At 42.3% G+C, this 21,894-nt stretch carries 28 protein-coding genes and 1 other RNA gene; 28 read left to right on the top strand and 1 reads right to left on the bottom strand.

All coding sequences use genetic code 11. The annotated features are described in order from the left end of the window. The first annotated feature begins 4 nt into the window (after window positions 1-4). Window positions 5-2,926 (top strand): DEAD/DEAH box helicase family protein, encoded by a 2,922-nt coding sequence (locus FJ709_RS13785; RefSeq protein ID WP_226410603.1) that lies wholly within the window; start codon window positions 5-7, stop codon window positions 2,924-2,926. A gap of 192 nt (window positions 2,927-3,118) precedes the next feature. Here FJ709_RS13785 and FJ709_RS13780 read toward each other — a convergent pair whose 3' ends face one another. Further along, window positions 3,119-3,823 carry an XRE family transcriptional regulator gene (locus FJ709_RS13780; RefSeq protein WP_226410602.1) on the bottom strand — a complete coding sequence of 235 codons (705 nt, stop codon included), beginning with the start codon at window positions 3,821-3,823 and terminating at the stop codon, window positions 3,119-3,121. 234 nt (window positions 3,824-4,057) lie between these two features. Between FJ709_RS13780 and FJ709_RS13775 the strand changes: the two genes are divergently transcribed. From FJ709_RS13775 to FJ709_RS13645, 27 genes are all read left to right on the top strand, one after another. Beyond that, window positions 4,058-4,288, top strand: a complete 231-nt coding sequence (locus FJ709_RS13775) for a helix-turn-helix domain-containing protein (protein WP_226410601.1) — start codon at window positions 4,058-4,060, stop codon at window positions 4,286-4,288. Further along, on the top strand, window positions 4,281-6,503 hold the full coding sequence (locus FJ709_RS13770) for a DNA-binding protein (RefSeq protein WP_226410600.1): 2,223 nt from the start codon (window positions 4,281-4,283) through the stop codon (window positions 6,501-6,503). Before FJ709_RS13775 ends, FJ709_RS13770 begins: the two co-directional genes overlap by 8 nt. A gap of 73 nt (window positions 6,504-6,576) precedes the next feature. Next, window positions 6,577-7,305 carry an AAA family ATPase gene (locus tag FJ709_RS13765; protein WP_226410599.1) on the top strand — a complete coding sequence of 243 codons (729 nt, stop codon included), beginning with the start codon at window positions 6,577-6,579 and terminating at the stop codon, window positions 7,303-7,305. 51 nt (window positions 7,306-7,356) lie between these two features. Beyond that, window positions 7,357-7,932 carry a hypothetical protein gene (locus FJ709_RS13760; RefSeq protein WP_226410598.1) on the top strand — a complete coding sequence of 192 codons (576 nt, stop codon included), beginning with the start codon at window positions 7,357-7,359 and terminating at the stop codon, window positions 7,930-7,932. Further along, on the top strand, window positions 7,925-8,458 hold the full coding sequence (locus FJ709_RS13755; RefSeq protein ID WP_226410597.1) for a hypothetical protein: 534 nt from the start codon (window positions 7,925-7,927) through the stop codon (window positions 8,456-8,458). The genes FJ709_RS13760 and FJ709_RS13755 overlap by 8 nt, the downstream gene beginning before the upstream one ends. A gap of 5 nt (window positions 8,459-8,463) precedes the next feature. Then, window positions 8,464-8,679, top strand: coding sequence for a hypothetical protein (locus FJ709_RS13750; RefSeq protein ID WP_226410596.1), 216 nt, complete (start codon window positions 8,464-8,466; stop codon window positions 8,677-8,679). 4 nt (window positions 8,680-8,683) lie between these two features. Further along, the gene (locus FJ709_RS13745) at window positions 8,684-9,307 is read left to right on the top strand and encodes a DUF3164 family protein (protein ID WP_226410595.1); all 624 of its coding nucleotides are present in this window, start codon (window positions 8,684-8,686) and stop codon (window positions 9,305-9,307) included. A 9-nt stretch (window positions 9,308-9,316) separates the two neighbouring features. Then, window positions 9,317-9,598, top strand: coding sequence for a hypothetical protein (locus FJ709_RS13740; RefSeq protein WP_226410594.1), 282 nt, complete (start codon window positions 9,317-9,319; stop codon window positions 9,596-9,598). 4 nt (window positions 9,599-9,602) lie between these two features. After that, window positions 9,603-9,675, top strand: an RNA gene (locus FJ709_RS13735) — hammerhead ribozyme type II. Between the two features lie 7 nt (window positions 9,676-9,682). Continuing rightward, window positions 9,683-9,865, top strand: a complete 183-nt coding sequence (locus tag FJ709_RS13730) for a hypothetical protein (protein WP_226410593.1) — start codon at window positions 9,683-9,685, stop codon at window positions 9,863-9,865. Continuing rightward, on the top strand, window positions 9,862-10,464 hold the full coding sequence (locus FJ709_RS13725; RefSeq protein ID WP_226410592.1) for a gp16 family protein: 603 nt from the start codon (window positions 9,862-9,864) through the stop codon (window positions 10,462-10,464). The genes FJ709_RS13730 and FJ709_RS13725 overlap by 4 nt, the downstream gene beginning before the upstream one ends. A gap of 60 nt (window positions 10,465-10,524) precedes the next feature. Then, the gene (locus FJ709_RS13720) at window positions 10,525-10,977 is read left to right on the top strand and encodes a Mor transcription activator family protein (protein ID WP_226410591.1); all 453 of its coding nucleotides are present in this window, start codon (window positions 10,525-10,527) and stop codon (window positions 10,975-10,977) included. A gap of 100 nt (window positions 10,978-11,077) precedes the next feature. Next, complete coding sequence (locus FJ709_RS13715) at window positions 11,078-12,331, top strand: hypothetical protein (protein ID WP_226410590.1); 1,254 nt, start codon at window positions 11,078-11,080, stop codon at window positions 12,329-12,331. After that, entirely contained in the window at window positions 12,331-13,377 is a 1,047-nt protein-coding gene (locus tag FJ709_RS13710; RefSeq protein WP_226410589.1) for a hypothetical protein, read from the top strand. The genes FJ709_RS13715 and FJ709_RS13710 overlap by 1 nt, the downstream gene beginning before the upstream one ends. Window positions 13,378-13,452: 75 nt before the next feature. Continuing rightward, window positions 13,453-13,965, top strand: coding sequence for a glycoside hydrolase family protein (locus FJ709_RS13705; RefSeq protein WP_226410588.1), 513 nt, complete (start codon window positions 13,453-13,455; stop codon window positions 13,963-13,965). After that, a complete protein-coding gene (locus FJ709_RS13700; protein WP_226410587.1) occupies window positions 13,965-14,252 on the top strand; it encodes a hypothetical protein in 288 nt (95 codons plus the stop codon). Before FJ709_RS13705 ends, FJ709_RS13700 begins: the two co-directional genes overlap by 1 nt. Continuing rightward, the gene (locus FJ709_RS13695; RefSeq protein WP_226410586.1) at window positions 14,252-14,809 is read left to right on the top strand and encodes a hypothetical protein; all 558 of its coding nucleotides are present in this window, start codon (window positions 14,252-14,254) and stop codon (window positions 14,807-14,809) included. The genes FJ709_RS13700 and FJ709_RS13695 overlap by 1 nt, the downstream gene beginning before the upstream one ends. Before the next feature lie 7 nt (window positions 14,810-14,816). After that, complete coding sequence (locus FJ709_RS13690) at window positions 14,817-15,032, top strand: TraR/DksA C4-type zinc finger protein (protein ID WP_226410585.1); 216 nt, start codon at window positions 14,817-14,819, stop codon at window positions 15,030-15,032. Beyond that, window positions 15,025-15,324: a DUF2730 family protein gene (locus FJ709_RS13685; protein ID WP_226410584.1), complete on the top strand. Its 300-nt coding sequence runs from the start codon at window positions 15,025-15,027 to the stop codon at window positions 15,322-15,324. Before FJ709_RS13690 ends, FJ709_RS13685 begins: the two co-directional genes overlap by 8 nt. 10 nt (window positions 15,325-15,334) lie before the next feature. Next, window positions 15,335-15,631, top strand: coding sequence for a VpaChn25_0724 family phage protein (locus tag FJ709_RS13680; protein ID WP_226410583.1), 297 nt, complete (start codon window positions 15,335-15,337; stop codon window positions 15,629-15,631). Between the two features lie 2 nt (window positions 15,632-15,633). Beyond that, complete coding sequence (locus tag FJ709_RS13675; RefSeq protein WP_226410582.1) at window positions 15,634-15,891, top strand: hypothetical protein; 258 nt, start codon at window positions 15,634-15,636, stop codon at window positions 15,889-15,891. A gap of 2 nt (window positions 15,892-15,893) precedes the next feature. After that, window positions 15,894-16,472 (top strand): DUF3486 family protein, encoded by a 579-nt coding sequence (locus FJ709_RS13670; RefSeq protein WP_226410581.1) that lies wholly within the window; start codon window positions 15,894-15,896, stop codon window positions 16,470-16,472. Continuing rightward, window positions 16,472-18,076: a hypothetical protein gene (locus tag FJ709_RS13665; RefSeq protein ID WP_226410580.1), complete on the top strand. Its 1,605-nt coding sequence runs from the start codon at window positions 16,472-16,474 to the stop codon at window positions 18,074-18,076. Before FJ709_RS13670 ends, FJ709_RS13665 begins: the two co-directional genes overlap by 1 nt. Further along, complete coding sequence (locus FJ709_RS13660) at window positions 18,076-19,710, top strand: DUF935 domain-containing protein (protein WP_226410579.1); 1,635 nt, start codon at window positions 18,076-18,078, stop codon at window positions 19,708-19,710. The genes FJ709_RS13665 and FJ709_RS13660 overlap by 1 nt, the downstream gene beginning before the upstream one ends. After that, complete coding sequence (locus FJ709_RS13655) at window positions 19,710-21,134, top strand: phage minor head protein (protein ID WP_226410578.1); 1,425 nt, start codon at window positions 19,710-19,712, stop codon at window positions 21,132-21,134. Before FJ709_RS13660 ends, FJ709_RS13655 begins: the two co-directional genes overlap by 1 nt. Then, entirely contained in the window at window positions 21,127-21,384 is a 258-nt protein-coding gene (locus FJ709_RS13650; RefSeq protein ID WP_226410577.1) for a hypothetical protein, read from the top strand. The genes FJ709_RS13655 and FJ709_RS13650 overlap by 8 nt, the downstream gene beginning before the upstream one ends. Next, the gene (locus FJ709_RS13645) at window positions 21,384-21,851 is read left to right on the top strand and encodes a phage virion morphogenesis protein (protein ID WP_226410576.1); all 468 of its coding nucleotides are present in this window, start codon (window positions 21,384-21,386) and stop codon (window positions 21,849-21,851) included. Before FJ709_RS13650 ends, FJ709_RS13645 begins: the two co-directional genes overlap by 1 nt. The last annotated feature ends 43 nt before the right edge of the window (window positions 21,852-21,894 follow it).

Below are 21,894 nucleotides of genomic sequence, written 5' to 3'. Positions count from 1 at the left end.
CACCATGGCTATCACTGGAAATGACATAGATAACATAGCTGCTGGTTTTCAGTATCAACTTAAAGATGTGGTTGATGTTGGTCGTTTGTATGTTTATTCAGGTGGAGGAAGTCAATATTCTGCTTTAGATAAACCTGCTGTATTGGTTGATCACACATTATACGATTTATCACCAACGTCATTTCATTATGTAAGCTATACAAGTTATCAAAACAAACTCATGCATCGATATCAGGGGCTTTATCGTTTTTGTGCATCTGACAAGCTGCAATTACTCAATGATTGGCAAGACTTTCTACTTGATGAAATTGAAGATATTGAACTAAGAAAGTTTGGTGCGAATAGATCTGAGGATCATATTGACCCAACGCCACCAGAATATAAGTTTGCCGAGTTATTTGAACAAGTTTATGGTGCAGCATCTATCCATGCCTTGCAAGCAGAAGCACCCTATATTGATAGGTTAGGTCATAAACGTTACGTCGACTACATTCTCCAACGCACCACTAATCCCATTGCTATTGAACTCAATGGTGAAACTTATCATCACCCTTTATCTGCTTTCGTGACTGAAAATAAATACCGCTCACAACTGTTTAAGCAGAACTCATTAGTTAAAGATGGTTACTTGGTTTATCGATGGTCTGATAGGGGGATGAGTGACGAGTTTAAATTTGAAGACCAAATAAAAGATTATTTTGGTGATGCAAATAGCTTCAAAAAGTCGCCGCTTTATAGGGCACAACGAGCATACAATTTCGAGATATATCAACATCAACAAGATGCAGTAGATAATCTCATTTTAAAACGTGAAAACGGTCAAAACAGCTTTTTAGTCGTGTTGCCAACTGGAACGGGGAAAACCGAAGTCTTTATCGAAGACTTTAGATTACAGTTTCAGCAATCCAAAGCTAAACAGGTACTTGCCATCGTACCTACCCGAGATTTACGTCAGCAATTAATAGAGCGAATACAAAAGCGTCTACCAAATATCAACGTTGGTCTTGCATTATCAAATACTCAATTGGATATTGTTGTGCAAACAAGCGCCTATGTATTGCGGCATTATCGTAAATTAGCTAAAGATTATTTTGACTATATTGTAGTTGATGAAGCTCATCGAGCTGGTGCAGATGGGTTAAGGCAAGTGTTAAGTTATTTCTCTCCAGAAACCTTATTAGGCTTAACGGCAACGGATCAGCGATATGATCAGCGTCAATTGGCTGATATTTTTGGTCAGTATGAAGTTGAAATGACACTGGAGGAAGCTATTCAGCAAAAGCTAGTTCCTCAGATAAGGGCTTTTCGACTAGAGTCAAATATCGACTTTTCAAAAGTGCGTTTTAATGGCAAAGAATTTGTTAAAAGTGACTTACAAAAAACAGTCATCTTACCTTCAAGGGATCAACTCATTGTTGATATGTTGAAGAAGTATTTCTTTACTCATCATAGCGAATACAAAATTAGTGCCCAGCAGGGCGTTATCTTTTGTGTGGATATTAAACATACCCAACGAATGGCTGCATTGTTGAATCAGTCAGGCATAACAGCAGTGGCAGTTAGCGGTAAAGATCGCTCAGGCCTTGCTTTATACCAGCAAGAGAAAGTACAAATAATTTGTGCATGCGAGTTACTGAATGAAGGTTGGGATGCCCCACAAACCAGTATATTGGTCATGGCAAGGCCGACTATGTCAAAGGTGCTGTATACCCAGCAGTTAGGCCGGGGAACAAGAAATCATCCAGGAAAAGAAGCATTATATGTGATTGACGTTGTTGATAGTTATGGCGCTGTGATTAAGCCTTGGTCAATTCATGGATTGTTTAATTTAGGATTTTATCAACCCTTTGGTGATGTGGTAAAAGATGTCCATGGCACCCTACAGCATGATCTGATTATCCTAGATGGCTTGTGGGAGTCTGAGCGAAGAATTGAGCCAATTAATATCTTTAACTTTGAAAAAGAATTTAGTGATTTACTCAATGAAGAGCAACTTGCACGAGAACTCTTTATATCAACGGGTACTGTTAAAGCGTGGATGAGAAAAGGTGAACTTATTGCAAGTAAAACGATCCCCTTTGGCAGTAAAACCTTAAATTATTTCAGCCAGCAAAAGCTTGATGATCTTAGACAAGATAAAAATATCCCTATTCGTACTAAAGATACCCGTAAAGCTGATTTTATAGAGTTTATTGAAAAACGAGATTATACCTATTCATACAAAATCATCTTTATGCTGATCATGATTAACCATCATAATCCGCAAGGTGAAGTCGATATTGATAAAATGGTTCAACATTACAGCGGCTTTTACCAGACTATGTTAGATCAATATGGTCGAAGTGAAAAAGAGCATAATCCGCTTAACCGCCATGAAAATTTATTTGATAATGCTTATATTAAACGCAGTATAGGCAGTAATCCATTTGAAAAATTTGAGCGGAAACGGTTCTTTTATCAGTGTAATGAACTCAGTTTAATGTCCTTTGACACTGTACTATGGGAAAAGCTTGAAGAGAGCGATCTAAAACAGATTAATAAACAAATGCTAGCTGACTTAAAAGATTACTATGCCAAACTCGATATTATATTAAAACCATCAGATTTAAACTCGCTGCATTTATCAACCAGTGCGTTATCTATGCTAAATGATGCACCCCAAGATAATGTTATATACCTTCCATTCTATGAAGATTTAAAAATTGCGTGCGGACATTTTAAAACCAGTTCAGCCGAACAAGTTCGTACCATTAAAGTCCCAGCACACTATGGCAACTTAAATTCTCAGAAACACTTCATCGCGCGCGCAAAGGGCAACTCAATGAATGGAGGTAAACAGCCTATTTGTGATGGCGATTATTTACTGTTTGAGTGGATTACTTCAACCAGTGCTGGCTCAATATCCAATCATGTAACCAGTCACTAGGTATGAGAATTAAGCATTAAAGTGAAATCAAACGGGAATTAATTAAACTAGGTGGGAAATCCACTGAGGACTAAGCTTTGTGGCTGATTGCCATTTTGACTGGTGCGTAATTGATTATTCGTAAGGTTTGAGATTAATCTCAAATAAAAGGAAATAGCTCGGTGGGTTTGAGACAAAGCAACCCACCGTTGTTTAGTAAAGATCTTTACCAATCCAGACTACTTTACCAATGATGTGAAGCTTGTCTATTTCATCAGCTTTCACAATTTGATCTTCATACTCTTTATTGTCACTTATTAACAACACATCACCATCAAATCTCTTCTGTAAACGCTTGGCATATAGTTCATCGCCAAATCGTAAAACAAAGATACTACCATCCGTTAGCTTGGTATCAGACGTATTCACTAATAGCGTGTTGTTGTTATGGATCGTCGGCTCCATGGAATCACCAGAAGCAAATACCACAGCAAGCTTTTCAGCTTCAAACCCTCTAAATTTTAACCACTTACGTCTGAAAGCCAGATGGCGCTTAACTGGTTCACTATCAGTTATCCTGCCATGACCAGTGCTAACCGATATATGGTAACCAGGTATTAATGAGTACTCTTCATTAAATTCATTATTCACAATCTCAGTAACTTCATTACCCGTCTGAGAGTGACCTTCACCAGAAATTAGCCAGTCTAAAGAAACATTTGCCTGTCGAGCCATAAGAAGTGCTTTATCAATTTGAGGTAGTGATTGTCCTCTTAAATACTTGCGTAAAGCCCCTTCAGATAAATCAATAGCGGATGCGAACGCGCGTACGCTTGTAGTTCCTATCGCCATTTCTAATCTATCTGCAAAGGTTTCCTTTCCCATCGTCGGAAAAGAAACATCATTTTCATTTTTCATTTCTTGTTTCTTTTTAGTTAAGTTGCTGAATTTAAATTATTAAAAGTCATATTCAGAAGCTAGTGCATAAAATAGAAAAAGAAACATTACAAACATGCTTGACCAGCGTACGAATGTGATCGTATCATCACATTCGTACGCAGTGCGTATGAATGTTACTTTTTGTATGTGCTACATGCGCAATGCGAACAATTTAAATATTATCACAAATTTGTGAAATAAGGAGCAGACATCGTGGAGATTGAAAATGCGAATCAGATCTATGCTGCACTAATGAGGCGAGGGCTCAGCTGCAGAGCCTGGGCATTAAGAGAAGGGTACAACCCGCGCACGGTTCAAAAGTGCGTACAAATGTTTGCTCCAGATACCGGAGTTAAACCACGTTGGGGAAAGGTTTCTAAAGAAATCTTAGTTGAGCTATCTAATGAAATTGAATTTGATTTGGTAGGGCAGAAATATGATTAAGCCATATTACACCCTTCAAGAATTGCTCAATATTCCAGGCATGTACACAACAGTACAAGGCAATAGAAAGCTAGCTAACCGTGAAGGTTGGATAAAAAAGAAATGTGAGCAGGGCAAAGGCTTTGAATATCACATCGACAGTTTGCCTACTGAAACCCAAGGCTACTTGAAAGCAAAGGCTGTTGAGTCCAGCACTTTAACAAGTGTCATTTCTGCAAAATCAGCTTTAAAGCAGGACGAAGTACAAAGTAAGCAAAACCGCCAACAACGTATCAACGTTAAGAGCCAGGGATTAGCGCAATTTATGTGTTTAAGCGAAGCAAAACAATCTAAAGCCAAAGCCAGAGAAATGGTGATTAATGCCTTTAGTGAGTTTGTTTCGCCGTATGAGGCTGCAGGAAATAAATCGGCCGGAGTGGCTGTTTTTGTTAAAGCATTCAATACCTCCACATTACTCAATACTAAAGATGTTAGAACCCAAGTTACACAGCTTGCAAAGGCTACTCTTTATCGCTGGTATAAAGCGTACGAAGAACAAGGGATTATTGGGCTTGTTGATCAATACAAGGGACAAACAGCCTCTAAAATTGATCTTCAACCGCGCTTAAATGAGTTTTTACTCGCATTAGTGACCAAGAAACCACACCTATTAAATCAAGCAAATAAGGTACGTGACTTAGCTTTAGTGCGAGCAGCTGAATACGGCTGGGATTTACCCTCAATTAGTTCATTTAAACGTTGGTTGGTGCAGTATGAAGTGAAAAATGAGCTAGCTCATACCTTTACCACTAATCCCACCAAATACACTGATAAATACAGGCCATTATTTGCGCGTATGTACCCGCACTTATCAGGGCCTAACCAAGTGTGGGAGTTTGACTCAACCCCTACTGACGTTGAGTTAAACGTCAACGGGAAATTGAAGCGTCATAGTGTTGTGGCGGTGATAGATGCCTACACACGTGACGTGCAATTAATTGTGGCGCCAACTTCAAACAGTGAAGCTATTTGCTTATTGCTGCGTAAAACCTTGCTTGAGTGGGGATTACCGGAAGAGGGCGCGATTATGCGTACCGACAATGGCAGCGATTATGTGTCAAAACGCACTACCACTATTTTTAACTTGCTTGATTTGAAAATATCCAAAGCTAACGCCTTTAGCGGTTGGGAAAAGCCGTTTATTGAACGCTTTTTTGGCACCATGAGCCGTGTTCTGATGGAGAAAATGCCAGGTTATATCGGGCATAGCGTTAGCGACCGTCAACAAATCGAGTCAATGTATAACTTTGCAAAGCGCATAGGTGAAGGTAAGAAACAAGCCGAGGCAGAACGCCTTGATTTAGCCTTAACACCTGAACAGCTACAGCAGGTTTTAAATGACTATTTAGAGTTTGATTATAAGCATGTGCCACACGATAAAACTGGTAAAACTCCGTTTGAATTAAAGGTCGGATCAAACTATCGCAAACGTGTGATTGATAACCCGCACACCCTAGACACCTTACTGAACTTTATTGGTACAGCAACAGTGGTACGCGGCACCGTTAAAGCTGACGGTATTCAATACACGGCACCTGAACTAATGGAAGCAGCATGGCAGCGACAAACAGTGCGGGTATTTATTGATCCCTGTGATATTGGCCGCGCCACACTTTACCCCGTAGACCAATGGGATACCTATGTTGATGCAGTCAACATGGATTTAGTAAATCGTGGCATAGCGCCTAGTGAATTTCGAGATCGCCGTAAACAAACCCAAAAAGAATTGGCAGCGTTTCGCAAATCAGCAAAACGCCTACAAGAGGAATTTGGCATTGATGCTTTATATGCCGACGAACTCGCTCAGAAAAAACTGTTACGCGCCAATCTCAGTCACCTAGAGCAAACTTCTACACACAGCAATTCTGCAATAACAGGGCTGCATGCAGCAACGGTTGCCAAAAATACTCAACTAAGTGAAACCGAACTTAATGCTATTGAGCGTCAACGTGAAGCAATGGCAGAACGACGCTCACGTCAAGCACATCAAGAGTCACGGATTGTAAGAAGCGATCACGAAAAAGCGGTTTTGTTAACAACCGATAGTTTGCATAGAACATTAAATGAAAAGGAAAGTGAATGGCTTAAAAAGTATCGTTTAAACAATGTATTACATCGAAACAGACTAGACAAGATTTTAAAGCAAGCCGAGCAGCCCCACCGGCAAGTGAAATAGCTGCTCAGCTTATACCCTAGAAAATACCAGATTAAGCAAATGCAAAACCCAGTAAAACCAAAGGATCAACATTATGAAACATAAAACAGTAGAAGTAAAAAATGTACTACGCACTCAAGACATGTTTGCCAACCTACAAAGCAGAAGCGAAATAACACCTGGTATCGGCCTTATCCATGGTGCAAGTGGCTTTGGTAAAACAACCACAGTGGCATACATGTTTAATCAACTAACTAACATGGGCAATTTACCAGTATACGTGCGCTGCTATGCCACCGACACGCCAAGCTCATTTTTAGCCAGAATTCTTAAAGAACTGGGGAGTGACCCCATGTATCCATTACGAAAATCAGTCGATTTCATTACTCAAACTATGAATGACCAGCAGATTGCACTGTTTGTAGATGAAGCAGATCACATTGTTGGTCAAGCCAAAACAATGGAAACGATTCGTGATTTATATGACGCGACAGAACTGCCTGTCGTACTCATCGGCATGGAAGAAATTGCCCGCAGAATAAGCCACCGAAAGCAGCTATTTAATCGCATAAGCGAATGGGTGGAGTTTATGCCCGCAGACAATGAAGACGTATCCATGTTCGCAACCGAACTGCTTGAACGCAATATACAAGTAGGCGAAGACCTACTGGATTTTATTCGCGTCAGAAGCGGTGGCGAAGTACGGAGAATTTTGATCGCACTCGAAAAAATTGAGCGATTTGCCATATCAAACGACCTTGCGTATGTAGACAAAGAGTTATGGGGAGATGGTCAGTTATTCCTGAATCACAGCCGACGCTAAGTCACTGTATATCTGCGCTAAATATAATAAGAAAGTAAAGGGCTAACCATTATGGAACAGTCAAGTAAAGGCGTAATTACACATAAAGCATGGAAGCTAATGTGTGAAAAACACCAGTTTACTCGAAGAGAAATTGCCCAAGTATTGGGTGTGAAAACGAATTTAGTAACTGAGCTAACTAAGCGATTGCAAAAGCAATCAGCCATAAAGCTTATGTCTAAACAAAGCGGTAACAAAGGTAATTTATACCAAGTCATTACCCAGCAAGACGATGTGATTTTAGGAATTGGTAAACCTCAAGCAATACGTGCACCGCAACGCATTAAACGCAATACCGTAGTACAACAGGTTTGGAACTCTATTCGTATTAATCGGCATTTTAACAAAGGGTTAATCCAAGCTACGTCAACAGCAGAGTCATCGCTTATTACACGTTACTTAGGTTGCCTTTCAAAGGCGGGTTACATACGAGCTCTTAATAGCATTAAGGGGAGCCCAAGAGGTACCACATTAAAGTATCTGCTAGTACGTGACACGGGGCGTTTGCATCCAACCGAACGCACACAAGGCATGTGGGATCAAAATACCAATACATATTATCCATTCAAGGAGAAAGGTCATGAATAACTGGTTAACCATTTTGGCTGAGCAAGCAAATATTAATGGCCAAGAAGGGGTTGCAAAGGTACTTGGTATAAGCAAAACCGTCGTTAGCCAGCTCATTAACGGTAAGTATGCTGGACAAGGTGGCAACATGGACCGGATGCAAAAGCTAGTCGAAGGAGCATTCATGAATCATGTGGTGGTATGCCCAATATTGGGCCAAATCCCATTACATGAATGTGATAAACACCAATGTAATAAATCCACCAGTAACCCTATTCGACTCCGTTTATATCGAGCTTGTCGTAGTGGTTGTGTCCACTCTACTTTATCAGCCAAGCACCAATTTAAACGCATAAGTGTCAATCAAGAACAAAGCCGAATTAAGCAGTATTCGGCAGAGGCAACCTATAGCCGTTTAGAGCGTCAATCCATAACTGATAATGGCGGGCACAAGCAGCTTTGTGAACTACTAAAACAAGAACTAATTGCCTTGGCATATCGTTACAACCGTCTTTTAGATGAGCACTCAACCCCACCGCAGGAGTAGCAATTATGGAATACAAACTTAACAAATTTGATGTTATCAGCGCACTTCGGTTACGCGGTATGAAGGTGCTTGGACGTAAAGCCAACGTGGTACATATCACCAATCCAAGCAACGACTTTAAAAATAAAGCCGTTGAGATTATTGAAAATATTAAAGGTATTCGCCGTCGCAGCAGCGCGGTGCAATTTCATGGCGTCACCGTACGCTGGAATGAGGAGTAACAACATGAACTTTCAACAACAAACAGTCATACCAGCAGGTTATCGCAAAAATGCCAAAGGTGATTTAGTGCCAGAAGACCGCATTAAAGCGGTAGATAAACTGCGTGATGAAGTGGTGATGTCGATTGTGGGCTTTGCCAAAGAGCTTCGCCAATCAATGGTGAAATTCAAGTTGGTCACCATGGCGCAAATTGATGATTTTTCCGACTTATCAGCCAGTGAATACGGCGTAAAAGTAGGTGGCAGTAAAGGCAATGTTTTGCTGACCAGTTTTGACGGCAAGTATCAAGTGCGCCGTGCGGTGGGTGAACACCGTGTGTTTGATGAGCGCATTCAAACTGCAAAATCGTTAATTGACGATTGCATTAAAAGTTGGAGTGGCGGCGCTGACACACGACTAATGGCCATGGTAGAGCATGCGTTTCGGGTTAATCAGCAAGGTCGTATAGACGTTAACCAAGTACTGAGTTTGCGCCAATTAGATATTGATGATGCCAAATGGAAACTCGCCATGGATGCCATAGCGGACGCCATTCAAATTACTGGTACCAGCCAATATTTACGCCTGTATGAGCGCCAATCAAACGGCAAGTATACCCAATTACCCCTTGATATCAGCACACTTTAAGGAGCGCCCATGACTTCACATATCACTACTTTATTAGATGACAACCAAGTACGGCTTGATCGTGTGGCATTTAAGTTACGTCTGGCCGAATTGCTTGATACTGATGTTGATGATCTTAGAAACACACTCAGTACCACTGCCGTTGATACTCCTCATTTAACGTTGCAACTTTGCGCCGCCATATTGCATCAGTTAAGGGGCTTTAAGTCGGTCAATATGTGCGACAAACGCAAAGTGGTTTTTCATGCCTGCAAGCGTGCTCTAGACGTGATTGAAACCCTAAACAATTAAATCATTGCGAAACTCTGGCGGCTTAGGTCGTCAAAGTCTATCCCGCGTAGTGGCAGGATACTGATGAGCAGCTAAGGACGTGAAATGAAGCTAACCCCCTATGCAAAACGGTTAATGAAATATGTGCAAAGTGTTAGCGCTAAAGGGTTTGATGCACAGGGATATTTAGACACTTACCTACCCAAGTGGCGCGATATTAAAAGTGCTCCCAAAGCGACGAAAAGCATTGTGATTGACTCAGCGAATGATGAACAGGAATTGAAATGAATTTATTACCCCAACAAGCCGCAGAGCTACTGCGTAAAAAGAACCGCCTGAAAACCTTAATCAATGTGGCTAAGGGGCAATTAGGGCTAGAGGATGATCTTTATCGCACCATGTTAAAAAGTGCTACAAGCAAAGACTCGTTAAAAGCCATGACCTTATCTGAACTCGAAATTGCTTTTACAGCATTTAAAAATAAAGGCTTTGAACCTAAAAAAGCCACTTTAAATACCGCTAAAACGCCGTTTAAAGGGCGGTTAAGCCAGTCAGCTGGTCGCAGTAAAGTGGCAATTATCGACAAGATTGTCGCAATTTGGATCACCATGAGCCACCACATGATCATCCGCGACAGCAGTGAAACGGCATTAGATGCTTATGTGCGTCGTATGACATTACGCCGTCATGGTGAAGGGGTTGATAGCGTGCGCTGGCTTGATCAAGACATGGGTTATCAAGTACTCGAAAGCCTTAAAAATTGGCACAAACGCGAGCTGATTGAACGCATAATCGCCCGTGGTGAACAACCTGTAAAAGGCCAGTCACGTCATGCGGCTAACTATGAGGTCATAGTTGAGCAGTATCAGAGTATCGGTAGAACTTGAAAATGAGTCAGTTATCGTCTTTACTTCAATGGCATGTTAATGCCAAAGGATGGCAAAAATATGAGTAATACATCACCTCAACATACCCAAAGGGATAAGCAAATGGATTTGTTAAACACCGAAGCGGCAGAATTAGAGCAAGCCCTTGAAACCTTGCGCACTTTAAAACCAGATGAGCGTGAAGATTTTATCAAGCGTTGGCCATCAACATTGCAAAGCTTATGCGAGCTAATGCGCGTTACCCTTGAGGGCAATAAGGTGCCCAACTCTGTGGCAGTTAGCGAGGCCCTAGCCACCACATTAAGTACTTACTTAGGTGGTCGTGATATGTATATCCCCAACGGCGAACGCCTTAAAGATGCGCTGCGAGATATCCGTATTTGGCGAGAGTTTAAAGGCAATAATCTAGAGGTAATAGCTAAAGATTATGGCTTAACTGAGCGCAGAGTGAGTCAGATTATTGCAGACCAAAGAGCTGCATTTGTTGCGAGAAAACAGAGAAGATTATTCTGAATACGAAATATCTTATGAAATTGTCTATTAATCACTTTATTTTCTATTTATGAGTGTTATTTTAAGCGTCCAAAATAAATAAAATAAGGAAGTATATTTAATGGATAAAAAAACTCAAGGTGCTTGGTTGATCCATCACACAAGTAAATTGCAAGGTGTAGAGAATCAAACAGAGTTTGGCGAAATATACAGCGCAGGTAAAGCTGGAATACTATTATCAGCTATTTCGGCAGATAACCAAATGCAACTGACTAATGAACGTCTGAAAGCATTAGCTAATGCATCTAATATCAATGCCTTAGAGTTTCCCGCGATTAAGCAGTTGTTAAAAGATAAGAATATTATTGATATTGGGAATACAGGTATCGAAGTTCTTGGGATTACATCTGCTTCAGTGTTAACGAATACTTCTAATATTTTCGATTCTTTAGATCCTTCACCTATTCAATATTCCTATTTAAATTTAGCAGAAAAAGCTTCATGTGCGCCGATTAAAAAGTCTGAAGCCGGGGAAGAAATTTCCGATACACTAAAACTTAGCAAAGAACAGCTGGATCAAGTATTTACTCGTTCTGAGCAAGTTGGTTTCGTTGATTTTGAAAAACTAGATCAAACAGATAACTTATACTTTAATGGTAATATATTTAGACGAGAATACTCGCGCAAAATTAGTAGTGTATTAAGCTCACTGAATGGAGAGGAAAATAGAAAGCTTATTGAAGTTAATCAAATGCTTAAAATGTATGGCTGTATTAGTGTTGATGAGGCTAAACGTGTATTAGGCGTGCCATTATTTAGTAAAATCTCTTCGATAGGGCTATATGATATCAGTGTTGTGAGTAATGATAGAGAAGAGGCGGGCTATTTAACAATGCCATCTGCTTTTTCTAAGTATAGTAATTCGCTGGTTGAAGATGCTTTTGATTTAGCAAAAGCATTCGTTAGTTCAATCACGTATGGTATGACTAAAAGTGAACATTCCAGAGGTAAAATTAATCATGTTTCAGCTTTAATTAGAACTTTGGTCAACGGAGGAAGCATAGGGCCAGTCCCAGCAATTCTTCACGATTATAAAGTGATGGAAATGAAAGGTGTGGTTCAAGTGTATCAAGGTAAAAAAGGGTCTAGGATTGGGCCAATGATGAAACTGTTAAAGAAAGAGGTTGGAGAACTTGCATTACAAGTTCTTACTCAAGGAAATGTCAGTGAACATTCTTTGATTTGTCTTCCATCAGCAGCAGTAACGAATTTTACAGGTCCAGAAGTTAATAGAGTTAAGTCTAGAAAAACTGTAGGTTTAAGTAAAAGAGCCACAATTGACATGTTATCAGCCCTGAGAACGGGGAACCTATAATGACTAAACTAAATATAAATAAAGGTCATTCAATGGAAGAGGATCTTAGGGATTACTTTTTAAAATCTGGATATTATGTTGTTCGAGGCGTTCCTGTTACATATGACGGTTTTGATGTAACAGATGTTGATTTGTGGTTGTATGCAAGAAATTCGCCCTTATCAAGAGATATTTCCATCGTTGATATCAAGAATAAAAAAACACCACAGGCAATAGAACGAATTTTCTGGGTGCATGGACTTAAGACTGTCGTTAACGCGAAAAATGCAATTGTTGCAACAACGGAAAAAAGAGCCTCCGTAAAAGAATTTGGTCGAAATTTAGGCGTGTTGGTTTTAGATGGTTATTTTCTTTCAAAGTTGCAAAATGCATCAAAATCAACAAGTAAAAGGTTGAGTGAAGAAGAGTTTTGTTGTGAAGTAACTAGCTACGAATTGCAAAAAATTGATGGGGACTGGAAAGGCATTTTGGATAAAGCAAAAGGTCTTTTGGTTAAAGGTTTAAGTTTTGACACGTGTAATGAGTTAATTGAGTATGCTAGATTTTTTGCGGAACAAATTCTGATTAAGTCTTCAAGTCGTCATACGGCTTTAAGATGCTTCCTATTAATATGTTCATATCTTTCTATTTGTTTAGATTTTATACAGCAAGAATATTCCCATTTAGATCTTGAAGAGAGAAAAAAAGCTCTCTTTAATGGCATAACTTATGGTTCTATGGGAAAAGATGGTTTGGATAAGGTACTTGCTCTTTCTGAAGGCTTACTTCATCAATATGTTCAAGATGGACAATCAACATTCAATCAAATGAAAACAAATTTAGAAGATAGCTTTCACCAAATGCAGACGAATATACTAGCAGAATACTTTAGTAGACATGATGTGTCAGTATCATTATTTACTGTTGGTAAAGAATTTGAGAACTTATCGAAATCTAAAGCTATTTCTGGAACAGGTGGTTCTTCTGTTGAGTTGAGAAGCTTTATAGCTTGCTTGTGTGACTATTGGGAAATAGATAGAAGCTCATTTATTCCTCTAATTAGTTAATCCCGAAACCTTTCCAATCCGCTAAAACACCTTAAACCGAGACAATGACATAACGTTCATTATCTCGGTTTTTTTATGCCTGCACATAACGATTATCCATCTGACTATTACGATGGCGACTTTACAGACTTAGCTGTTGCAGCTGTCAATTTACTTGCTGATGAGGAAGGCTTTCGCCCTAAACCTTATCTTTGCAGCGAAGGCTTTCCCACCATTGGCTATGGCCAACGTATCGGTGCTAAAAATCAGCCGTTAATTGCCTATCAATTCTCGTTGCCAGAAGTTGTCGCTAGACATTGGTTAGCGGTAAATGTTGCCACGCTTATTAATGATGTTACTCAGCACCCTGAAATTGAAGCGGCTTTTTATCGTTGTAACTTAGCTCGTCAAACGGTGCTGATATCGATGGCATACCAATTAGGTGTGCACGGTTTAGCTGGCTTTAAAAACATGCTAACAGCCATTAAAGGCGAACACTGGAAAGCCGTAGAAGCCCATGCACTTGATAGCTTGTGGGCAAAACAAACGCCTAACCGTGCATTACGTCATGCACGAGTGCTTGCTTCGGGCAAGATGGAGGCAAGCTAATGGCTTTCGTTCATCATCAGGCTAAAAGCGCGGTTAATCATTCCCCTATTGCTGCAACTGGCCCTAAAAAAATTCAAAACCGTGTGCACCGTCAATGTGCCAAAGATGGTTTTGATGCGCGCATTATTGCCGAATTGGCAGGGCAAGTGCCGGCTGCTGCGCCCCTTCACAGCCACCATGCCACCCGTCAATACTTCTTTAATCTTGGCTGGGGTTCTGTAATGGCGGTTCATGTACTTAGAGCTAAAGCCTGCATTAACGCAAAATCACAAGAGGATAACCATTAATGGAATGGAAAACGATTGCCGGCACGGTTGGTTCAATTGCTGCCACTGTCGCCCCACTATTAGGTGGGCCAATTGGCATAGCAGCAAGTATCGGGGCACAGATAGCCAGTGCATTAGGCACTGATAATAGCCCTGAGGCAGTATTGGCAAAACTTAAAAATGACCCTAATGCCGCCTTGCAGTTACAGCAATGGGCACAGCAAGAGCGAGAACAAATTCGCCAAGCGCATATTCGTTTGCAAGAGCTTGAATTGCAAAACTATCAAGCCACATTGGCTGACCGTCAAAATGCACGTGCTGAACATAAAGACCATTGGATGCCATCAGTACTTACATTGTCGCTACTTGCTCTATTTGCATTGGTATTGGCGGCATTGTTTTTTACCGATGCGCCCCAGGGAAATCGAGATCTTATCGTCTACCTAGTAGGCAACTTATTTACCCTACTGGCAGGTGCGGTCACCTATTGGGTGAGCAGCACCAAAGAGTCTAGCGATAAAGATAAGCTGCTAGGAAAAATAAGCACCCCTCCAGTTTCTTCACCCGCAAAAGATTAGGTAGGTAATGGACGATTCAGATTGGGCAAGCAGTATTGAAGCCAAAGAACGTGATGCATGTATTCAAAAAGCACGTCGTTACCACATCACAAAAGGCACCGGTGTTTGTGGTGACTGTCATGACCCCGTAGAAGCCGAACGGGCCAATGCTTTGCGGTGTGTCAGTTGTCAGCAAGACTTTGAACACCGCCAACGGATTAAAAACGGAGGCCGACATGTTTGATTTAATCAAAGAGTTTTGGGTACAGATTTACGCGGTTATCTCACTTACATTTTTGATTGCTAATTGGTTTCTCGCTAAAACCTACGCCAAAACTGATGCGATAGCCGTTATCGAAAAACGGGTCGATAAGCTTGAAATTATTGCCGAGCACTCACCCAGTAAAGAAGACTTTCACCAATTGGACAAACGCATGGCTGAAGTGAATGGCCAACTTACCGCGATTGCCCCCCAGCTTAAGTCGCTGCAAAGCATGACCGAAATGCTAACTGAAAATGAATTACGCGGAAAATAAGGAATAAACCATGTCGTTAATCACGATTAAAAATGAGCATCAACGCCGCAGTATTTTAAAAGCATTGAGCGCGATGGTCGGCTTTGGGGCTAACCATTCTATGGTGCGCGATACCTGTGCCAGCTTTGGGGTGGAAATGAGTAATGACACCATTAAAACCCAGCTGTATTGGTTAGAGGAACAAGGGTTAGTCAGTGTTAAAGAGCAAGGTAATTACCTGATTGCTGAGCTAAAAGCCCGTGGTCAAGATGTGGTGGATGGACTGGTGTTTATTCCAGGCATTAAACGCCCTAGTGCGGGAGAGTGATCATGGCTGTTAAACCACTTACGTCGGCTCAAAAAAAGGTGATTTACCATACGGCATTGGCATTAGTTGTGGCTGATATGGAAGAGCAAGTTATTAAGCCTATGACCTTAAAAGAAGGTAAACCTTTTAAAAAAGGTGATTTTAGCAAAATCTACTTTAATAAGGTGCCGCAGGTTGGCCAAGCAGAGCGAGCACTGAAAAAAGCGTTTGTGCAAGCACGACGTGATATTGCTGCGTCGCTTAAGCATAAAGGGAGCTGATGATGGCTGTTAATAAAACAGAAAGTACCACTCGTGGCCGTCGCTCTAAGGTTGACTTGTTACCGGAGGCTATTCGTAAACGCTTAGATAAAGGTTTGCGTGATGGATCTATTAGCCAGGTTGAGTTGCTTGAAGAAATTAACGCACTGATCAACACCGCTGGCTTGCCCGATGACCAGCAACTGTCACGCGCGGGTCTTAACCGCTATGCCACCAAAATGGAGGCTGTGGGTAAAAGCTTGCGTGAAATGCGCGAAATCACCCAAGTGTGGACCGCAGAGCTGGGCGATAAACCCACAGGTGAAGTTACCAAGCTTATTTTAGAAATGGCCCGTTCACAGCTGTTTAAAGCCCTATTAAACGAAGATGGTGAAGCGGCAGATGTGGGCATGATTAAGGATGCCATGTTAGCAGTGCAGCGTCTTGAAAGCGCCGCGATGGCCAGCCATAAACGTGAAAAAGAAATTCGCACCGCCTTTGCTAACGAGGCTGCTAATGCTGCTGAAAAAGTCGCTAAGTCAGCGGGATTGACTAAAGATGCTGTGGCGTTACTTAAGCGTGAAATTTTGGGGATCGTGTAATGAACGCCCAGCATGCCAGTATTACTAAACCTGTATTTGACCCTGCTGTTGAGGCCAGTTACCTCAATATTTTTGATCCTAAAGAAGTACTGCTAGGTTATCAAAAGCGTTGGATAGCAGATGAGTCGTCACTTAAGATTGCTGAAAAGTCTCGCCGTACCGGGTTAACCTGGGCTGAAGCGGCAGATGCATCATTAACCGCTGGCGCAGCTCGTGGCCAAGGCGGTACCAATCACTTTTATGTGGGCAGTAATAAAGAAATGGCGCGCGAGTTTATTGATGCCGCAGCCATGTGGGCCAAGGTGTTTGATAAAGCCGCAGGCGATATTCAAGAGGAAATTTTTGTTGATGACGGCCAAGATGGCAAAGAAATTTTAACCTTTGCCATTTACTTTGCCTCAGGCTTTAAAATTCAAGCGCTATCAAGTAACCCGTCAAACCTGCGTGGTATGCAAGGTAACGTAACCATTGATGAAGCCGCCTTTCATGACCGTCTTGCCGAAGTACTTAAAGCAGCATTGGCGTTAACCATGTGGGGCGCAAAAGTGCGCTTGATCAGTACCCACAACGGTATTGAAAACCTGTTTAACGAACTGATTAATGATTCCCGTGCCGATAAAAAGGACTACTCAGTCCATCGCATTACCTTAGATGATGCCTGTAGTGACGGGCTATATCAGCGTATTTGCCAGATTCGAGGTATTGAGTGGAGCCAGGCCGCAGAAGATGAGTGGAAAGCCAAGCTACTTAAAGCCACTGCAACCGAAGAAGATGCGCTGGAAGAATATTTTTGTGTGCCTAAATCGGGCGGTGGCGCTTACTTAAACCGGGCGCTAATTGAAGCACGTATGGCCAGCATTGAACAAAGCGGCCCTGTTATTCGGTTGAAGAAAAATAACGACTTTGGTTTGTGGCCTGAAAACCTGCGTGAAGCTGAAATACTGCAATGGTGTACTGATGAGTTAAAGCCCATTTTAGACCATTTAGATCCAGCGCGGCCTCATGTATTCGGTGAAGACTTTGCCCGCAGTGGTGACTTAACGGTTATCGATGTGGGTGAATTGGCCCAGGACTTACACATTACCGTTAAGCTGCAAGTTGAGCTTAAAAACATCCCCTTTAGACAGCAAGAGCAAATCTTGTTTTTCATTGTTGATCGCCTGCCACGCTTACGCGGCGGCGGTATGGATGCACGCGGTAACGGCCAGGCTTTAGCCGAATACGCCCAGGACAAATACGGCACAGAAGTGATTGAGTGCGTGATGTTGTCAGAACCTTTTTACCGCGAACAAATGCCCCGATTTAAAAGCCACTTTGAAGACGGCTTAATCACTATTCCGCGGGATGACGACACCGGCACAGACTTACGCGCCTTAAGCATTAACCGTCGTGGTACGCCTTGCCTTGGCGATGTGCGCACAGGACAAGACAAAGAGCGCCACGGTGATGCCGCCATTAGTTTATTTTTGATGGTGTATGCCTCAACCCTTGACGGTGCGCCCATTGAATTTACCCCTATTCCTAAAAGTCACCATCGTGATGTGAATGCCAGAAGCCATGCACGCCCCAATGACGATGACACCCCACAGCGAGGTTGCTGGTAATGCGAGAACGAACAAGCACGATAGTTGATCACTTAGGTCGCCCGTTTAAACAGCGTGACGCTAAAGCCCTGCAAACTGACGATGTACGTTTAGTGGGTTTGCACCGAACCTTTAGTGAGCATCCAAGCAGTGGCTTAACACCGGCACGTGCAGCAGAAATTTTACAATCGGCCGAACAAGGTGACTTGATTGCCCAGTGTGAGCTGGCTGAAGATATTGAAGAAAAAGACGGCCATTTATACGCTGAGCTAGATAAGCGCAAACGCGCCTTAATTGGCGTGGATTACTATTTAACCCCACCGCGTAATGCCACTGCAGCTGAAAAAGCTGACACTGAGTATTTGCAAGAAATGCTTGAAGAAGGTAACTGGATAAAAAGCCTGGTGAAGTCGATGGCAGATGCCATTTTAAAAGGCTTTAGCATGCATGAGCTGGCGTGGAAACGTGAACTGGGTGAATGGTTTGTGGACATGCCAGAGTATCGTGATCCGTCCTGGTTTATGACCCATCCTGAACAACGCAATGAGCTGCGCTTACGTAATGCGTCCCATGAAGGTGCTGAGCTGTGGCCGTTTGGTTGGATTAAGCATGTTCACCCCGCTAAATCTGGCTATGTCAGCCGCAGTGGATTAGTACGCCAATTAATCTGGCCGTTTATTTTTAAAAACTACAGTGTGCGTGACTTAGCTGAATTTTTAGAGATTTACGGTTTGCCGCTGCGCATAGGTCAATATCCAGCGGGTGCCAGTGATGATGAAAAACGTGCTTTGCTGCAGGCGGTAATGAGCATTGGTCATAATGCGGGCGGCATTATGCCTAAAGGCATGGTGATGGATTTTCACAGTGCCGCCACAGGCCAAGCTGACCCGTTTGAACTGATGTTCACCTGGGCTGAAAAAACCATGAGCAAAGTGATTTTAGGGGGCACGTTAACCTCACAGGCTGACGGTAAAAGTTCAACTAATGCATTAGGTAATGTGCATAACGAAGTGCGCCAGGAACTGCGCGATGCTGACCTAGCCCAAATAGCCGAAACCATTACCCGTGATTTAATCGCGCCGTTATACGCACTTAACTGCAAAAGTTATCAAAGCTCACGTCGTCACCCGCGTTTAGTGTTTGATATTACCGATCCAGAAGATTTAACCCAACTAGCGGAGCCATTAAAGATATTAGTCGGTATGGGCCTGCAAGTGCCACAAACGTGGCTGCATGATAAAACGCGTATTCCAAAGCCTGCCAATAATGAACCAGTATTAATGCCAGAAGGCACTTTGGCATCAGCACCATCTTTAACTCAAAATAACGAGCAACAAAAGCCCCCTAGTGCCTTGGCTGCCTTAGCTGCCAGTAAAATAACCCAGCTTAAACTCGACGATGTTAAAGCGCGCTTTGACGAGTCTGAGCACCAGTTAGATACCATGGGCCAGCAGCTGGCGACGAACATGCAGCCTGTATTGGGTGATCACCTTGAACAAATTGGTGCCATTGTGGCCAGTGCCGACAGCTTAGAAGAGTTGCAAGCTTTGCTAGCTGAGTTTGATTTGTCGATTGATGAGGCCAGCGAACTGATGCAGCAAGCGTTTGTTGCAGGTGATTTAGCAGGGCAATATGACGTTAGCGAGGGTAACTAATGGCCAAAGCCAGTTACGGCTCGTTGCCTTTTAACGAGCAAATTGATTTTTTCAAGCAAAAACTGAATATGCCATCTGAACGCTGGAATGACATTTGGCAAGCAGGCCATAACAGCGCTTTTAGTGTTGCTGGGGCAATGAAGGATGATTTGCTTAATGACTTTAGGCGTGCCGTAGACGCCGCTATTAGTGACGGTAAATCGATTACCTGGTTTAAAAAAGAGTTTAACGACATTGTGGCCAAGCATGGCTGGTCACATACAGGAAAGGCCGATTGGCGGGCACGGGTTATTTATAATACCAATATGCGTCAAAGTTATAATGCGGGGCGGTATGAGCAGCTGCAACACTTTGCATATTGGCGTTATGCTCATGGTGATAGCCGTTATCCGCGTGAAATGCATTTAAAGTGGCATGGCACTATATTGGCAAAAGACGATCCATGGTGGCAAACCCATTTCCCCTCTAATGGTTGGGGCTGTAAATGCCGTGTGTATGGAGTAAGTGAACATGAGTTTAACCGCTTAGGATTAAAGACCAGCCAACGGCCGGATGATGGCAGCCGAGAGTGGTTAGATAAACACAGCGGTGAAATGCACCTGGTACCAAAGGGAATTGATCCAGGCTTTGACTACATCCCTAAGCGAGAGAAGAATCAACAAAAGCAGCAAGCATTAGCTAACACTAAAAATGTATATCAACCAGAGCAAAAAATTGTACCTAATAGTTTTAGTACCGTTAAAGGCGTCTCTAATGACAGTTTAAACACCTTATTGAATGCCTTTAAACAAACGAATAGTGCGCCACAAATTGACCAGTTAGGACATTTTTTAGAACAATATAAAGTTAAGAGTCTTTTTTTAAAACAAGCCGAAATGGGCGTTAATAATGTAGGGGCGAAAGCTATTGAGGGGGAAGTAAAAGACTATTTGCAAAATGACAAATACCATCCTAGGCGCTTATTTACATCTAGCAGTTATCGAAGGTCTTGGGGTTTTACTTCTTCATCCTATAATCATGTAATCGTTAAAGTGGCAGCGTCCACTCGTTTGGATAAAGTAGATGTTAACGAACTCAGGCAAATCGTGTCACTTGCAGGCCACTTTGCCCAACAAGGAACCGCTAAATTTTCGTTATCTAGTATTGCAAGAAACTATGCCGAAGGTAAACATAACAGCGGTACAGTCATTACCTGGCTGCACGAAGTAGGGCATCAGCTACACTTTAAAGCGGGTAGCCCCTCCATACCACTTCAAAGTGGGTTTACTCAATACAGTGGCTATAATCATTATGAATGGCATGCCGAACACTTTGCTGCCTGGGTGTTAAATCGTAGTGCATTGGTCGAGTATAATACCGATATTGCCGCCTATTTTGATATGCTAGTACAACAAGTGCTCACAAAAGGAGTCAATCATGGATAATGCCCTAGCGGCTATGCTGGCTAAAGCAAATGCAGATACAGAGCAAGGCAAGCCGACATTGTTACTCGATGCAGCATTTATTGTGATAAACAATAATCAGTTAAGTCATAGTGAAAAGTCTGAACAAATAGCAGCGCTTGAACAACAAGCTAAAGGCCAAGAGCGAGCACACTTTGCCGAAGTGTGGGAAAGCCTTTATGTCAGTACGCCATTTGAACAGCATTATACGGCTACAAGTGAGCCTAAATAATGGCGGGCGCTTCTGTAAGGGTTGAAACCAAGGGCCTACCGGAGCTTAACAAAGCATTGCAACATTTGCTTGAGCAAGGTCAAGACATGTCAGCAGTGTACCAAGAAATTGGTGAATACTTGCTGCAAACACATCAACAGCGATTTATCGATCAACAAGCCCCAGATGGTACCCCTTGGGAGCCGTTAAGCAGCACAACAATCGAGCGTAAAACCCGAACTGACCGTGTGTTAACCGAAGAGGGCACCTTAGCCGATACCCTACATTATCAGCTCAATCAAGCCGGTTTAGATTTTGGCAGTAATCAAGAGTACGCAGCAATACACCAATTTGGTGGTACCACTAGCCCGTTCAGTATGTTCTCCAATCAAGATATTCCCGCACGGCCATTTATTGGCATCGCGTCGTTTGAACAGGACTATATTATCGACTTAGTTGAGAGCCATTTAGTGCATGCTTTGGCATAGACTTAATAAAGCAATGGCTGTGCCCTTAAACGCTCCGTAACAC

Source organism: Shewanella glacialimarina (assembly GCF_020511155.1).
Lineage (GTDB): Bacteria > Pseudomonadota > Gammaproteobacteria > Enterobacterales > Shewanellaceae > Shewanella > Shewanella glacialimarina.
The sequence above is the reverse complement of the archived record's forward strand: the minus strand, read 5'-3'. Positions and strand labels throughout refer to the sequence as shown.

Coding starts and splice junctions, on each gene's coding strand:
- FJ709_RS13715 (WP_226410590.1), top strand. CDS start 11,078: ATGGATAAAAAAACTCAAGGTGCTTGGTTGATCCATCACACAAGTAAA.
- FJ709_RS13760 (WP_226410598.1), top strand. CDS start 7,357: ATGGAACAGTCAAGTAAAGGCGTAATTACACATAAAGCATGGAAGCTA.
- FJ709_RS13650 (WP_226410577.1), top strand. CDS start 21,127: ATGGATAATGCCCTAGCGGCTATGCTGGCTAAAGCAAATGCAGATACA.
- FJ709_RS13690 (WP_226410585.1), top strand. CDS start 14,817: ATGGACGATTCAGATTGGGCAAGCAGTATTGAAGCCAAAGAACGTGAT.
- FJ709_RS13740 (WP_226410594.1), top strand. CDS start 9,317: ATGACTTCACATATCACTACTTTATTAGATGACAACCAAGTACGGCTT.
- FJ709_RS13680 (WP_226410583.1), top strand. CDS start 15,335: ATGTCGTTAATCACGATTAAAAATGAGCATCAACGCCGCAGTATTTTA.
- FJ709_RS13675 (WP_226410582.1), top strand. CDS start 15,634: ATGGCTGTTAAACCACTTACGTCGGCTCAAAAAAAGGTGATTTACCAT.
- FJ709_RS13670 (WP_226410581.1), top strand. CDS start 15,894: ATGGCTGTTAATAAAACAGAAAGTACCACTCGTGGCCGTCGCTCTAAG.
- FJ709_RS13655 (WP_226410578.1), top strand. CDS start 19,710: ATGGCCAAAGCCAGTTACGGCTCGTTGCCTTTTAACGAGCAAATTGAT.
- FJ709_RS13700 (WP_226410587.1), top strand. CDS start 13,965: ATGGCTTTCGTTCATCATCAGGCTAAAAGCGCGGTTAATCATTCCCCT.
- FJ709_RS13685 (WP_226410584.1), top strand. CDS start 15,025: ATGTTTGATTTAATCAAAGAGTTTTGGGTACAGATTTACGCGGTTATC.
- FJ709_RS13750 (WP_226410596.1), top strand. CDS start 8,464: ATGGAATACAAACTTAACAAATTTGATGTTATCAGCGCACTTCGGTTA.
- FJ709_RS13645 (WP_226410576.1), top strand. CDS start 21,384: ATGGCGGGCGCTTCTGTAAGGGTTGAAACCAAGGGCCTACCGGAGCTT.
- FJ709_RS13710 (WP_226410589.1), top strand. CDS start 12,331: ATGACTAAACTAAATATAAATAAAGGTCATTCAATGGAAGAGGATCTT.
- FJ709_RS13705 (WP_226410588.1), top strand. CDS start 13,453: ATGCCTGCACATAACGATTATCCATCTGACTATTACGATGGCGACTTT.
- FJ709_RS13785 (WP_226410603.1), top strand. CDS start 5: ATGGCTATCACTGGAAATGACATAGATAACATAGCTGCTGGTTTTCAG.
- FJ709_RS13730 (WP_226410593.1), top strand. CDS start 9,683: ATGAAGCTAACCCCCTATGCAAAACGGTTAATGAAATATGTGCAAAGT.
- FJ709_RS13755 (WP_226410597.1), top strand. CDS start 7,925: ATGAATAACTGGTTAACCATTTTGGCTGAGCAAGCAAATATTAATGGC.
- FJ709_RS13780 (WP_226410602.1), bottom strand. CDS start 3,823: ATGAAAAATGAAAATGATGTTTCTTTTCCGACGATGGGAAAGGAAACC.
- FJ709_RS13745 (WP_226410595.1), top strand. CDS start 8,684: ATGAACTTTCAACAACAAACAGTCATACCAGCAGGTTATCGCAAAAAT.
- FJ709_RS13660 (WP_226410579.1), top strand. CDS start 18,076: ATGCGAGAACGAACAAGCACGATAGTTGATCACTTAGGTCGCCCGTTT.
- FJ709_RS13765 (WP_226410599.1), top strand. CDS start 6,577: ATGAAACATAAAACAGTAGAAGTAAAAAATGTACTACGCACTCAAGAC.
- FJ709_RS13725 (WP_226410592.1), top strand. CDS start 9,862: ATGAATTTATTACCCCAACAAGCCGCAGAGCTACTGCGTAAAAAGAAC.
- FJ709_RS13720 (WP_226410591.1), top strand. CDS start 10,525: ATGAGTAATACATCACCTCAACATACCCAAAGGGATAAGCAAATGGAT.
- FJ709_RS13695 (WP_226410586.1), top strand. CDS start 14,252: ATGGAATGGAAAACGATTGCCGGCACGGTTGGTTCAATTGCTGCCACT.
- FJ709_RS13770 (WP_226410600.1), top strand. CDS start 4,281: ATGATTAAGCCATATTACACCCTTCAAGAATTGCTCAATATTCCAGGC.
- FJ709_RS13665 (WP_226410580.1), top strand. CDS start 16,472: ATGAACGCCCAGCATGCCAGTATTACTAAACCTGTATTTGACCCTGCT.